This window comes from Pseudoalteromonas sp. SG45-5, assembly GCF_014164085.1.
GTDB lineage: Bacteria > Pseudomonadota > Gammaproteobacteria > Enterobacterales > Alteromonadaceae > Pseudoalteromonas > Pseudoalteromonas aliena.
In genome coordinates this window covers 29558-42191 of record NZ_JACJEM010000003.1, presented here as the reverse complement: position 1 = coordinate 42191, position 12634 = coordinate 29558, and the positions used below count along the sequence as shown (strand labels likewise).

General features: G+C 37.1%; 14 protein-coding genes and 1 pseudogene. 7 read left to right on the top strand and 8 right to left on the bottom strand.

Annotated elements, in window-relative coordinates:
• Nucleotides 1–18: 18 nt before the first annotated feature.
• The gene (locus H5119_RS01255) at nucleotides 19–1245 is read right to left on the bottom strand and encodes an EAL and HDOD domain-containing protein (protein WP_182700908.1); all 1227 of its coding nucleotides are present in this window, start codon (nucleotides 1243–1245) and stop codon (nucleotides 19–21) included.
• A gap of 544 nt (nucleotides 1246–1789) precedes the next feature.
• On the opposite strand from H5119_RS01255, the gene putP reads away from it, so the two are divergent.
• Nucleotides 1790–3268, top strand: coding sequence for a sodium/proline symporter PutP (gene putP / locus H5119_RS01250; RefSeq protein ID WP_138585471.1), 1479 nt, complete (start codon nucleotides 1790–1792; stop codon nucleotides 3266–3268).
• A gap of 73 nt (nucleotides 3269–3341) precedes the next feature.
• Here putP and H5119_RS01245 read toward each other — a convergent pair whose 3' ends face one another.
• Nucleotides 3342–3659 carry a YebG family protein gene (locus tag H5119_RS01245; RefSeq protein ID WP_182700907.1) on the bottom strand — a complete coding sequence of 106 codons (318 nt, stop codon included), beginning with the start codon at nucleotides 3657–3659 and terminating at the stop codon, nucleotides 3342–3344.
• Between the two features lie 313 nt (nucleotides 3660–3972).
• Here H5119_RS01245 and H5119_RS01240 point away from each other — a divergent pair, with 313 nt between their 5' ends.
• Nucleotides 3973–4269, top strand: coding sequence for a helix-hairpin-helix domain-containing protein (locus H5119_RS01240; protein WP_138586988.1), 297 nt, complete (start codon nucleotides 3973–3975; stop codon nucleotides 4267–4269).
• Between the two features lie 109 nt (nucleotides 4270–4378).
• Here the strand turns inward: H5119_RS01240 and H5119_RS01235 are convergent, their stop codons facing one another.
• Together H5119_RS01235 and dsbB are read right to left on the bottom strand one after the other, a co-directional pair.
• Nucleotides 4379–4681 carry a DUF6170 family protein gene (locus H5119_RS01235; RefSeq protein ID WP_182700906.1) on the bottom strand — a complete coding sequence of 101 codons (303 nt, stop codon included), beginning with the start codon at nucleotides 4679–4681 and terminating at the stop codon, nucleotides 4379–4381.
• Between the two features lie 5 nt (nucleotides 4682–4686).
• Entirely contained in the window at nucleotides 4687–5205 is a 519-nt protein-coding gene (gene dsbB / locus H5119_RS01230; RefSeq protein ID WP_182700905.1) for a disulfide bond formation protein DsbB, read from the bottom strand.
• 760 nt (nucleotides 5206–5965) lie between these two features.
• Between dsbB and fadR the strand changes: the two genes are divergently transcribed.
• Together fadR and H5119_RS01220 are read left to right on the top strand one after the other, a co-directional pair.
• Nucleotides 5966–6679: a fatty acid metabolism transcriptional regulator FadR gene (gene fadR, locus H5119_RS01225; RefSeq protein WP_182700904.1), complete on the top strand. Its 714-nt coding sequence runs from the start codon at nucleotides 5966–5968 to the stop codon at nucleotides 6677–6679.
• A gap of 234 nt (nucleotides 6680–6913) precedes the next feature.
• Nucleotides 6914–7519, top strand: coding sequence for a peroxiredoxin (locus H5119_RS01220; RefSeq protein WP_007378637.1), 606 nt, complete (start codon nucleotides 6914–6916; stop codon nucleotides 7517–7519).
• A 59-nt stretch (nucleotides 7520–7578) separates the two neighbouring features.
• Here the strand turns inward: H5119_RS01220 and H5119_RS01215 are convergent.
• Nucleotides 7579–8009 (bottom strand): annotated as a pseudogene (locus H5119_RS01215) (TonB-dependent receptor domain-containing protein); the annotation flags it as partial.
• Between the two features lie 240 nt (nucleotides 8010–8249).
• A complete protein-coding gene (gene smpB / locus H5119_RS01210) occupies nucleotides 8250–8729 on the bottom strand; it encodes an SsrA-binding protein SmpB (protein WP_138585169.1) in 480 nt (159 codons plus the stop codon).
• Nucleotides 8730–8864: 135 nt separating this feature from the next.
• Between smpB and H5119_RS01205 the strand changes: the two genes are divergently transcribed.
• Both H5119_RS01205 and H5119_RS01200 read left to right on the top strand, forming a co-directional pair.
• Nucleotides 8865–9305 carry a type II toxin-antitoxin system RatA family toxin gene (locus tag H5119_RS01205; protein WP_077537288.1) on the top strand — a complete coding sequence of 147 codons (441 nt, stop codon included), beginning with the start codon at nucleotides 8865–8867 and terminating at the stop codon, nucleotides 9303–9305.
• On the top strand, nucleotides 9302–9625 hold the full coding sequence (locus tag H5119_RS01200; RefSeq protein ID WP_077537289.1) for an RnfH family protein: 324 nt from the start codon (nucleotides 9302–9304) through the stop codon (nucleotides 9623–9625). Before H5119_RS01205 ends, H5119_RS01200 begins: the two co-directional genes overlap by 4 nt.
• 56 nt (nucleotides 9626–9681) lie before the next feature.
• Here the strand turns inward: H5119_RS01200 and H5119_RS01195 are convergent, their stop codons facing one another.
• Nucleotides 9682–10041, bottom strand: coding sequence for an outer membrane protein assembly factor BamE (locus tag H5119_RS01195; protein ID WP_077537290.1), 360 nt, complete (start codon nucleotides 10039–10041; stop codon nucleotides 9682–9684).
• Between the two features lie 106 nt (nucleotides 10042–10147).
• Here H5119_RS01195 and H5119_RS01190 point away from each other — a divergent pair, with 106 nt between their 5' ends.
• Nucleotides 10148–10471, top strand: a complete 324-nt coding sequence (locus H5119_RS01190; protein ID WP_182700903.1) for a GIY-YIG nuclease family protein — start codon at nucleotides 10148–10150, stop codon at nucleotides 10469–10471.
• Nucleotides 10472–10658: 187 nt separating this feature from the next.
• Here H5119_RS01190 and H5119_RS01185 read toward each other — a convergent pair whose 3' ends face one another.
• Nucleotides 10659–12578 (bottom strand): methyl-accepting chemotaxis protein, encoded by a 1920-nt coding sequence (locus H5119_RS01185; RefSeq protein WP_182700902.1) that lies wholly within the window; start codon nucleotides 12576–12578, stop codon nucleotides 10659–10661.
• Nucleotides 12579–12634: the final 56 nt, after the last annotated feature.

Below are 12634 nucleotides of genomic sequence, written 5' to 3'. Positions count from 1 at the left end.
TGCTTGTTGTTTATATATTTATTTTTCGTTAACTATTAACTGCATTTGCTCGCTCACCCAACCAAGCGCTTCGTGATAGGCATCGGGCACTTTGCCTCCTAGATTTAGCTCCTTAGTCATTTCGTTTGCTGCTGACCAATTAGCTTGCTCGTAATATTTTACTAGGTTTAAGTATTTAGCGAGTAGCCCTTCATTTTTGAGCAACGCCGCTTTTATTTCATCAGACAACGGTAACTTACTCATTACGCTTTCCATGCTTTGATCTAAAATAGCATCCATTAATGACATCATACCAGTCAAAAAGGCCATGCCAGTATCTTTAAACTGTCCATGAGATATTGCGAGCAACTCGGCGAAGCGAGCACGAGTAAGTGATAATCGAAGCAGCTCAACGGGTTTATCAGCAGAGACTTGTGCTGCAAATAATAAGCAGAGCAGTTTTTTTATTTCATTTGCACCGAGTATGATAAGTGCTTGCTTAATAGTGCTTACTTCAGCGCGTTTTGCAAATGCAGCTGAATTGGAATAACGCAGCAATTTATATGATAAATTTACGTCGCGTTCAAATACATCCGTAATCTTTTGTAAATTGATTTCAACGCTTGAGGTTTCATAAAGTAACTCAGCTAATGCCATTTCAGATGGCGGCAATGCTTTACTTTGAACCATTTCAGGCTTTGAAAAGAAAAACCCTTGAAAATAATCAAACCCGAGCTCTAAAGCTAAATTATACATTTCATGGGTTTCTACTTTTTCAGCAAGTAATTTGATATGCGGATATTGTTTTAAGTCAGCAATAATGTCTTGAATATTGTCGGTATCTAACGTTAAAAAGTCGATTTTAATAATATCGATAAATGGATAAAAATGCCGCCAAACTGGTTGGTGAGTATAATCGTCCAATGCCAGAGTGTAGCCTTTGCCTTTTAAATCTTTAACAATAGCGAGTAGGCGCTTACCAGGCTGGATTGTTTCTAAAATTTCAACAACGATAGCATCTTTACCCAGTATTGTTGGGTAACCTTTTAGCAGTGTTTCTAAAGTGAAATTTATATATGCTGGTTTATTGTCTGTTAAATCTTCTAGACCAAAGTTAAATTGGCTGCCTTCGATTAAGCGTGTTGTTGCTTCATCTCCATCTATGTTGGGAAATACGTTGTCTACACCATCACGAAATAAAAGCTCGTAACCAATAAGCTCTTTGTTGCGGTTTAAAATAGGCTGGCGTGCAGCATAAAAATACATAAACATTCCGTATGAGTAGAGATAGTAATTAGTGTAATAATATATGGTAAAACATTCAAAATAGCATTATGTAAATGTTTACTATTAGTAAATTATACTTATAAACCAAGTGAATTATTAGGATAAATTGGGCTTTAAAATTATTTTCAATTTAAAAAAGCGAAGTTTATAAATTCATGTGTTGAATCAGGTGTAGCGAAGTTTAAGCGTTATGTTTACATTTTATTTATCACACCCTTGTGGTTAAACACGTTTATCACTCCTTGAAGCGTTTTTGCTGCGCGTTACACATTGCTCTTTATTTTATAACGAGTGGTAACTTTGTAATACGCTTTTCAAAAATTAACGGGATCTAATGGTTTGATTTAAAAGCGTACAACGTGAATGTTTTTAAATCAGAAAAGGCAACAAGTTGGAGATTTGCGTATTAGGCATGTTATAGTCATTACAAATAGCTTTTATCCTAATACTGTCTTTATTATAAAATATTAAGAGTCAATATTCGGATCAAAAGCCTGTTATTAATAATAGTGCGGAGGCTAATTTGGAAACAGGAATGATTATTTCACTGACGTTATACTTTGTTGTAATGTTGGGTATAGGACTATATGCATATAAACAATCTACGAGCGATGTTTCCGGCTATATGCTAGGAGGCAGGAATTTATCACCAAGTGTAGCTGCGCTTTCAGCTGGTGCTTCAGACATGAGTGGTTGGATATTAATGGGCCTACCTGGTGCAATGTTCGTAACTGGGTTTAGTAGTACGTGGATAGCAATTGGCTTAATTGCAGGTGCTTGGTTAAACTACTTTCTGGTCGCCCCTCGACTAAGAGTTTATACCGAAAAAGCAAATGACTCGATTACCATTCCAGATTACTTTTCTAATCGCTTTAATGATAAATCAAACTTATTACGTGTTGTTTCTGCTGTTGTGATTATTGTGTTCTTCACACTTTATACTTCTTCGGGAGTTGTTGCTGGCGGTAAATTATTTGAAAGCTCATTTGGCCTAAGCTATGAAATGGGGTTATACGTCACCACGGGTGTTGTTGTTTTGTATACTTTGTTTGGTGGATTTTTAGCTGTGAGCCTAACTGATTTTGTGCAAGGCTGTATCATGTTTATTGCGCTTATCTTAGTGCCTACTGTTGCCTACTCATTGCTAGAACAACCACTAGAATCGACCCTAAACAGTGTTAATCCAGATATGCTTAGTTGGATTGGTGCAGGCTCAACACTAGGTATTATTTCAGCAATGGCATGGGGATTAGGTTATTTTGGACAACCTCATATTATTGTCCGTTTTATGTCAGTACGCAGTGTTAAAGACATGCCAACGGCTCGTCGTATTGGTATGACATGGATGATTGTTGCCGCCGTTGGTGCTGTTGCTACAGGTATATTTGGTGCCGCATATACTTATGAAAATAACATTGTAGTGAAAGATCCTGAAACTATTTTCTTAATTCTTTCAGAGCTACTATTTCACCCTTTGATTGCTGGCTTTTTATTAGCTGCAATTTTAGCGGCTATTATGAGTACAATTTCTTCACAGCTATTAGTTAGTTCAAGCTCTTTGACAGAAGATTTATATAAAACATTTTTACGTAAAGATGCTAGCGATTTTGAATTGGTAACCGTTGGCCGGATCAGTGTAGCTATTGTGGCACTGTTTGCTATCTACTTAGCCTATGATCGAGATAGCTCTATTTTAGACTTGGTTAGTAATGCATGGGCAGGGTTTGGAGCTGCATTTGGTCCATTGGTGTTGTTTAGTCTTTATTGGAAACGTATGAACTTTGCTGGTGCTTTAGCCGGTATGCTGGTGGGTGCATTTACAGTACTTATTTGGATCTACGGTCCATTTACTATTGATGGCAAGAGCTTAAGTAGCTTTATGTATGAAATAGTACCTGGCTTTATTTTATCGAGTATTGCTATTGTCGCTGTAAGTTTAGTAACAAGTGAGCCTGCAGAAGATATAACAATATTATTTGATGAGGTAGAAAAAGAGCTTTAAATAGCTAATTTAAGTTGGATTAAGCAATAAAAAGGGAGCAACTTAGTTGCTCCCTTTTTTATTTAATGCTTTTTTAGCTTACTTGTTTTTCGTCGCTATTTTTGATCGAAGCAACATTATCTGTTTTTTTACTTTTTTCTGAGACTTTAGCCGGCACAGGATCTTTTGCGCCTTTCAATACAGCCATAAAGTCATCTTTGCTCTTTGCTATTTCCAGGGCCAGTGACTCTATTTGTTGCTCACTTAACGGTACATCTACTTTTTCGAGCATTAGCTCAAGTGACTCTGCTATATCGAGCATTTTGTCATAGGCATCAGCTTCTTTTTTGGTAGTAAACGTCATGCGCTCAACTCCGTTTCGTTCTACAACATATTTAACAACAACAGCCATGATTTCTCCTGCAAGCTTGCGTGGCAATGTGGTTTATAAAAACCATTAGTTTACTGTTTTTATGTACAGTAATGGTTTGTGATGTAATTTGCAAGTTTCTCTTATTATTTTCAGTTCGTTCTAAATTTGACAAAAAACGGTAATTTTACTTTAGTTAAGCAATCACTTGTTTTACCCGCTGCATTACAGGATTTCGGATAGTAGTGATAATGCGCTTAATTATTCTTTAAGTAACTAATTTTAGCACTTTATTTATTGAATGTTTCCTAAGCAAAATTTAAACAATGTTCGAACAAAATTCAAGGAAGCCAAAATGAAAATATTTAACAGCTTATTGCTTGTAAGTTTATTGTGTTTACTCCCTGCAACTAATATTTATGCTCAGTTATCTGAAATTACTCAACAGATACCGCAATTTGAAGCCATTAGTATAAATAAAGCAGATGCGAGTTTACTAACGAAATTACCAGGAATTGGCAATAAGAAAGCCGAGGCAATCGTTGAGTATAGAGATAAAAATGGTGAATTCACTTCTATAGATGATTTAACTAAAGTTAAGGGGATTGGTAAAAAGCTAATGACTAAGTTGGAGGGAAAAGTTAAGCTTTAAGTCCTATTAAACCGTATTGGCCTTTGACTAAATATATTTAATAATGTGTTAGTCATGTTTGAGCTGTAAATAGGTTTTTTATTGTTAAACTGATAAGCATAAAGGGCGCTTAAGCGCCCTTATCATAATGTTTTAATGCTTCACTGAGATTTTTTTTAGCGAAGTTAATTTCTATTGGTGTTGTTAATAACGGGTAGCAAAGTCCGCCAAGGATTAAAAATGGTATTAGGATCCAACCTTTAAATACGGTAAATATTAAAAATAGTGGGCTGAGTAACAACAATTTTATAATACGAAGCAATACGCGTTCAGAAGGTGAAAGCATCGTTAATGAATCAGCGATAACAGCTTGCCTGTCGCGTATTTTTAAATGCTTTAGTTCTGTAAGTTGACTAGAAAAAAAAGTAAACATAATGACTAAACCGTTCTTTTTAACATTAGGCGACCTGTTATTACGATAAAAAATGTAATAGCAAATAATCCAAATATAATTTCCATCCAAGCAGGCATACTCAAACCCGCAAACTGCCAATCTATGTTTCCGCAATCACCCGTCGCTTGAAAAAAGTGAGGGATCCATTCATGCAAAGGCATAAACGACGGGAAGTTTGGCTCAAACTCGCAGCTAAATGCAAAAGGATCTGTGGTTGTTTGCATATCGATATGTTCGCGTGCGATTAAATAGCCCCAAATACTTGATACTCCCCAGATTGAATAGGCAATAACACGCGTTACTTTACTGTTTGGATTAATTGAGCCAACAATACCAGCTGCAAGCAATCCTAACACCGCAGTACGTTGATAAATACACATTATGCATGGCGCCAGCCCCATTTGGTATTGAAAGAATAGGGCAGTAACTTCAAGTAAAAAAACAATAGCGGTGAATAAAAGCCAGGGTGTACGTTGGGTAGGTAATTGCGCAAGCCAGTTCATAAAAATTCCACGTTTAAATAAAGCATTAGATTATGACTTAGGATAAAGTCTGCGGCAACAAAAAGGGAAAAAGCGACCGAAGTAACTTTTTAAAACAAAATTAATGATCACTTGATACAGCCCCAATTGACGCGGTGTGGTGTTCTACCAAGCCCCATTGGTAACATGAGTTCTGCTATATCGCTTAAGCCTATATTGGTACAGCTAAGGCCCACTATAGCTAGCGCATGATATACGGTAGTAGGATTAGGATGACACCCATTCTAATTATTAAAAATGAAATCAAGGCTGCAGAGACATTGGGGAATAGGTGTCTGGTTGCTTTTTATAATAAGAGAACATCTGAAATATTAATGATAAGTGTATCAGAAGTCATTAACAGCGCTAAATCATCAACTTGGCAGGTTTCAGTTCAGTTGAAGTCCCTGCCTAACAAGAACCTAAACCAAGCGGCTAACACTGTCGCACTTGTCACAAAATAGACGCAAAAACACCGCTGACTTGCGGTATTCATACATAGTTGTTCAGTGATGAGTCAGATTCTAATTTGATATGTTCTAATAGTTTGTTCAATTAAAAGTTATTATCAATTCCTTTTATTGAGCCAAAAATCTTATGCTCTGCAGCAATCTTACCTTTGGTGTGTATGGTCACTTTGACTAATGTATATTACTTTACTTGTTAGTTGTGCATCGTCTGGTACAATCAGTCGGCTATTCATGTGAACAATAAGTTGTAGATTAATTCGAGTGGGAATTGAATGAGAATTTTTAAAGCCAAAAGTCCAGCAGGATTTGCTGAAGAATATATAGTTGAGTCTATTTGGAATGGTGATTTCCCTCCAGGTTCAATTCTACCTGCAGAACGGGAACTCTCAGAGTTAATTGGCGTAACAAGAACAACTTTACGTGAAGTATTACAACGTTTAGCACGTGATGGCTGGTTGACTATTCAACATGGTAAACCTACCAAAGTTAATAATTTTTGGGAAACATCTGGCTTAAATATTCTTGAGACCTTAGCGCGTTTAGATGAAGATAAAATGCCTGAGCTGACCGATCAACTTCTATCGGCAAGAACAAATATTAGTGCAATTTATACGCGTGCTGCGATTAAATTAAACCCAGAACGTGTGATTGAAATTTTATCACAAAGTGATGAATTAGAAGATACCGCTCAAGCCTTCTCTGATTACGATTACAAAGTGCATCACGAGCTGGCTGTTGCCGGTAACAATCGTATTTATGTATTAATACTAAATGGCTTTAGAGGCTTTTATTCAAAAATTGGTTGTCATTACTTTTCAGATGCAGGCACACGTGAACTTGCTCGCCAGTTTTATAAAGACCTAACGGTACTAGCGGAAAATAGAGAGCACGATGGTGCGATTTCGATGATGCGTAAATATGGACATCAAACGGGCGAAATTTGGCAGAGAATTCGTGGTGATATGCCATCGGATATAATGGACTAAACGCTTGAAAAAAACCTGCATTTGCAGGTTTTTTTGCATTTTCGATGTTTTAAATTGTTGTTCGGTATTATCGATTGCACTCATCGTAAAATACGATTATCTTTTTTAAATATTTATATCTAATATACAGAATAATTATATATGGGTGCTATTGGTTTTTAACTTTTAGCGCCCATATATGTACCAGCATTGCAAAAGCAATTGATAACAAACTCAAAATATTTGGAGAATAAAATGGGTGTATTAGTAGGCCGCCAGGCACCAGACTTTACCGCTGCAGCTGTTCTTGGTAATGGTGAAATCGTAGATAGCTACAACCTTCATGAAACAATTAAAGGTAAAAAAGCAGTTATCTTCTTTTACCCACTAGATTTCACGTTTGTATGTCCTTCTGAACTTATTGCATTTGATAAGCGTTTTGAAGAGTTTCAAAAGCGTGGCGTAGAAGTAATTGGTGTTTCTATCGATTCACAATTCTCACATAACGCATGGCGTAACACGGCTGTTGCAGACGGCGGTATTGGTAAAGTTCAATACGCACTAGTTGCAGACGTTAAGCACGAGATTTGTAAAGCATACGACGTTGAGCATCCAGAAGCGGGTGTTGCATTTCGTGGTTCATTCTTAATCGACGAAGAAGGCAACGTACGTCACCAAGTAGTGAATGATTTACCACTAGGTCGTAACATCGACGAAATGCTTCGCATGGTTGACGCACTAGCGTTCCACACTGAGCACGGTGAAGTATGTCCTGCTGGTTGGACTGAAGGTAAAAAAGGTATGGACGCAAGCCCTGAAGGCGTTGCTAAGTTCTTATCTGAAAACGAAGGCGAGCTATAATTTAGCCCTTAGTTTTAAATAAAAAACCGCCAATTGGCGGTTTTTTTATGTGTCTTTATTTAGAAAGAAAAGCTTACTTTAGTGTACAAGTAGCGGCCACGAGGATTATGTACAGCTGATGCATAACCGTATAAATCGCCATCTCCATCACCAATTGCAAATGGTGGTTCTTCATCAAATAAATTGTTAACACCGAGCGATATTTAGCCGATTCAGTTATACGATATGAGGTTTGTAAATCAACCAATGTTTGTGAATCAATCATGCGCGATGTATTACTGTCAAAATCTAAATTACCGTCAAAGTCGATATCTGGCGTATCTTCAAATTCACCTACATAACTGATATTTACGTTGGTGTTAAACTCACCAATTTCCCAGTTAGTTGAGAAAATGAAGCGGTGTTCTGGGTAACCATATTCACCAGTGTAATCACGGCCATCTTTTTCAAACTTATCTTGATATGCCCACTCTAAATTAAATTTAAGTACACTGTACTGCTATATGTAATTTAATTGTTGGGGGAGGGAGGATTTAAGTACTGATTAGAAGCTTTTTTATCTGCCTAGAGGCTGTTGAATTTTTAGATTAAGCGGGACCGAGGGAGCTTGATGGTTATCGTACAACTCAATAAAGCTATGCCTGACACAACCTGAGGTTTAAATAACTTTTTTATGCTTTAATTTTTATATCGATGAAGTAAAAATGCCTAACAAGGTTAGGCATTAAAGTTATACTTTGTGTTTCATTAAGCGTTCTTTTTCACGAGACCAATCTTTGTTTTTCCCGTCGTCACGTTTGTCATGTAGCTTTTTACCTTTAGCTAAATGAAACTCAAGTTTTACCCAGCACTTTTTCCAGTACATAGCGGTGGCAATTAAAGAGTAGCCATCACGCTCTGTAGCGCCGAGTAAACGGTCAAGTTCGCGTCTACCTAATAGTAATTTACGATAACGTAACGGGTCGCAAATAACATGGGTCGATGCACTATTAAGTGGCTGAATTTGAGCGCCAAGTAAAAATGCTTCGCCATTTTTAAGATGAATATAAGTTTCTGTGATATTTACTTTACCAGCTCGAATACTTTTAACTTCCCAGCCTTGTAGTTCAACACCCGCTTCAAACTTATCGTGTAAAAAATACTCATGTCGCGCTTTTTTGTTTAGCGCGATGGTATTACTTGTCGATTTTGATGAATTTTTCTTAGCCATAGTGACCTATAATATACGTAATGTGAGATGTTTTACATCGATTTCTTTAATAATATTTTTAAAATTTAAGCCGTATGAAAATTTGGGGAAACGCGCAAAGCTTGCTAAAATTCGCCCACACAGTTGGGAGCGAGTATGCCACAAATAGAAAAAAGTGCGCTGGTTATGTACAGCACTAAAGAGATGTTTGATCTAGTTAATGATGTAGAGGCTTATTCACAGTTTTTACCAAATTGCTCAGACTCAAAAATTGTTTCACAGCACGATAATAACATGACCGCGAGTTTAGAAATATCCAAGGCGGGTATAAAAAAATGGTTTACCACAGAAAATACCTTTGTTGATGAGCAAACTGTATTGCTACGCCTTGTTGATGGCCCGTTTAAAATGCTAAAAGGGCGTTGGCACTTCCAAGAGCTTGATATTAAAGCATGCAAAGTTCATTTAGAGCTAGAATTTGAATTTTCAAACAAATTAATCGAGCTTGCTTTTGGTAAAATATTTAATGATGTAGCCAAAAATATGGTGAGTGCATTTACTAATCGTGCAAAGCAAGTTTATGGGGTACGAGTATGATTAATGTTGAGGTGGTATTTGCGTTACCAACGACGGCAACGTGTTTATCAATTGACGTTATAGAAGGGACAACGGCAGAGCAGGCTGTTATCCAATCGGGCATTATAGAAAAATGTCCAGAAATAGAGGCTACTTCATTAACTCTAGGTGTTTGGAATAGAACAGTTAAATTAAATCAAGAGCTTAAAAATGGTGATAGAGTTGAAATTTATCGTCCATTAATTGCAGATCCTAAAGATGCCCGCAGAAAACGCGCTGAAAAAGCAAAAGAAGAGGGGCGAGCAAATAAAGTGACTGGTGGGCGACCATTAGAACGCTAGTCTATAAATAAAAAAGTGAGCATGGCTCACTTTTTTATTAACGCATAACTGGAGTATTATTGCTCCAGTGGCGTATTGAAATTTTCTGGTTGATCGTAATCACCCGCAAGAGATACTAGTCTTTCGTTTTCAAACTTAATAACTAATGATTTTTGTTGCTCGTTTTTACGCCCTTTGTTGAAGCTGTAAACATAACGCCATGTATTTTTGTCAAAGGCGTCTTCGGCAATCGGTTTACCTAGTACATAAATAACTTGCTCTCGAGTCATACTAACACGAAGTTTTTCAACATCAGATTGCTCTAAAAAGTTACCTTGAGGGATGTTGATTCTGTACACCCAGCTTGAGCAGCCAGCAGCTGTACTAAGAGTTAGAGCAACGATAAGCCAAAGAGAAAAAGTTTTTAACGACTGCATTGTTAGTTGTGATCCTTATTTTTTATAATCTGTATGATACCGATTAGTCACTGAAGGTAAAACCCTTTTAGCAATTGTTTTTTGTTAAGGGTGTAAAGGTAATGTTTTGACCATTGATAATGAAAAAAGTTTACAGTCAATTGACGATAATAACGTTAAAAGTACTCCTACTTGGTACTTATACATAGTGCAAACACGTTTTGGGCATTGGTATACAGGAATTACCACAAATGTAGATAAGCGTATGATTACTCATCAAGTGGGTAAAGGTGCTAAAAACCTTAGAGGAAAAGGGCCATTATTGCTGGTCCATCAACAAAAAGTAGGCAGTAAAAGTGAAGCAAGTAAGTTGGAATATCAGATAAAGAAACTGACAAGAGCTAAAAAAGAAGCCTACGTTATTAATTTTAAAAATATTGTCAAGGTATAGGATCAGCAGTTCCTAGACATTTCAACAGTGTTAGTTTTGGGCGTATCTAATAATAATTTATATAAGCTTTGAAAAATAAAACGAATTAAATCAATTTGCTCACCTAAAATGATTCAGCAGGAATTCAATTATGGGAGCTGAAAATATTAGCCCCCATAATTAAGCTTTTTAGTTGTGTTTACGGCGTTTAACGATTTCTCTCAAAGGTGGCAACTAAGGTGTCAAGCGTTTGAGCACTGTTTGCTAAATCTCGGATTGCTTGCTCTGTGTTAATTTGCTCGCTCATTGCTTTGTCGCTAATTTCGCTAATTTGTTCAATATTACGGCCCACACCAGCAACCACATTACTTTGTTGCTCAGTGGCTGTTGCAATTAGAGTTGCCATGTCATTCACTTGATTCGCTGTTTCAGTTATGGTTTCAAGCAACTCAACCGAGCTCTGCATTGCACCTACACTTTGCTGAGCTTTATCTTTAGATTGACTTATATCGTTAACGACATCATCAGAAATTCTTGTTAACTCTTCAATCATTGATTGAATTTCAGTCGTTGATTGTGAGGTGCGATTTGCAAGCGCGCGTACTTCATCAGCAACAACGGCAAAACCACGGCCATGTTCACCTGCACGGGCCGATTCAATAGCTGCATTAAGCGCTAATAAGTTTGTTTGCTCGGAGATCGCCCTAATAGAGTCAACAATACTTGCAATATCTACGGTTTTCTTAGAAAGCAGGGTAACTTGCTCGGTTATTCCATCAATATCGCTGGCAAGTGCTGAAATAGTCGTCTGGCTCTGCAATACTTGTTGATGGCTCTGCTCTGTGTTTTCACGACTGTTATCGGTTAGTTTTGCAGCTTTTGCAGCACTCTGGGCTATTTCTTGAACGGTCGCACCCATTTCGTTTATTGCAGCAGCAACAGAAATTGTTTGCTCTTTTTGGTTATCAATTGCTAATGAGTTTCGTTGAGCCTGCTCAAACACATGGTCAGAGCTTGTTCTGATATCCCGACTTTCATTCGCAACTTGCTTAATGGCGGTTTCTATTTTATTGATAAATTGATTAAAACCGTCGCTTAAATAATTTAGTTCTGGTTGGCTTGATTCAGGGAGTCTATACGCTAAATTAGCGTCGCCAGAACCTAAGCGAGAAAAAAGTTCAGCCATTTTAGATAAAGGGGATGAAAGTGAACGCGCAAGTAAGTAACTTATTATACTGGCAACGAGCGCAGTAATAAGTGTAAAAGTAAAAATTTGCCACTGTAGTTTGTTAACGCTTGAAAATACTTCACTTTTAGGAACTTGAGCAACCACATATAAATCAGTGTTTTTGATAGGCGTTGCAGCAACAAGCGTCGGTTGCCCATTTAAGTTTATTTCTTCTAGCGCAAAGCTGGCACTACTTAGCAACTTACGATGCATATCAGATGCGTATAAGTCATCAATATTAACTTTAGCAACTTTACTGGCATCTTTGTGTAGTTGTATTAAACCGTGCTTATCTGCTATGAAAACATAGCCAGTTTTTTCTATTTTGAATTTCTGCAGCAGCTTTTGCATTTCGGTAATACTTTTTGCAAGGCCCGCTAAGCCAGTACCATTAGGCTGCTGATGATTAATGAACATTTTCACATCGTTGGCTGACTCTTGATAGATGCTAATAGAATAAGGTAGCTTTGATTGCTTAAACGCAAAAAACCAGCCATCGGCTGCATCGTTTTGTAAAACGCGTAAAAAGCCATTTTGATTCCAATATTGCGCAGTGTTTCTATTAGCCCAAGATGCAGTCGCTAAATCGTATTGATTAACTAAGCGATTTAACTCTTTAAGTAATAGAGCGTCGTTCTTGCTATCTGTTTGCGCCCATTGCAAAATAAATTCGTTTGATGAAAGTTGCTCGGCGGCTCCGATAAGAGTGTTTATTTCACCTCCAACATGATTACTTATAGTTTGTAATTTACTTGGTAGTTCAGACTCAATCATACGCTGTTCAATGATATCTTTAGAACTGTATACAGAGGTCAAGCCGATAAGTGCCGCAACGCAAATAGCAATGCTACTGCCTAAAACGGTGATTTTTTGAGTAATAGAAAGGTTTTGTAACATCATTATAGTAATTTATTTTTACAACTAAATAGATTGATATATTAGCACAATATTTGCTT

Coding starts and splice junctions, on each gene's coding strand:
- H5119_RS01255 (WP_182700908.1), bottom strand. CDS start 1,245: ATGTATTTTTATGCTGCACGCCAGCCTATTTTAAACCGCAACAAAGAG.
- H5119_RS01245 (WP_182700907.1), bottom strand. CDS start 3,659: ATGGCTGTTGTTGTTAAATATGTTGTAGAACGAAACGGAGTTGAGCGC.
- H5119_RS01240 (WP_138586988.1), top strand. CDS start 3,973: ATGAAAATATTTAACAGCTTATTGCTTGTAAGTTTATTGTGTTTACTC.
- H5119_RS01235 (WP_182700906.1), bottom strand. CDS start 4,681: ATGTTTACTTTTTTTTCTAGTCAACTTACAGAACTAAAGCATTTAAAA.
- dsbB (WP_182700905.1), bottom strand. CDS start 5,205: ATGAACTGGCTTGCGCAATTACCTACCCAACGTACACCCTGGCTTTTA.
- fadR (WP_182700904.1), top strand. CDS start 5,966: ATGAGAATTTTTAAAGCCAAAAGTCCAGCAGGATTTGCTGAAGAATAT.
- H5119_RS01220 (WP_007378637.1), top strand. CDS start 6,914: ATGGGTGTATTAGTAGGCCGCCAGGCACCAGACTTTACCGCTGCAGCT.
- smpB (WP_138585169.1), bottom strand. CDS start 8,729: ATGGCTAAGAAAAATTCATCAAAATCGACAAGTAATACCATCGCGCTA.
- H5119_RS01205 (WP_077537288.1), top strand. CDS start 8,865: ATGCCACAAATAGAAAAAAGTGCGCTGGTTATGTACAGCACTAAAGAG.
- H5119_RS01200 (WP_077537289.1), top strand. CDS start 9,302: ATGATTAATGTTGAGGTGGTATTTGCGTTACCAACGACGGCAACGTGT.
- H5119_RS01195 (WP_077537290.1), bottom strand. CDS start 10,041: ATGCAGTCGTTAAAAACTTTTTCTCTTTGGCTTATCGTTGCTCTAACT.
- H5119_RS01185 (WP_182700902.1), bottom strand. CDS start 12,578: ATGATGTTACAAAACCTTTCTATTACTCAAAAAATCACCGTTTTAGGC.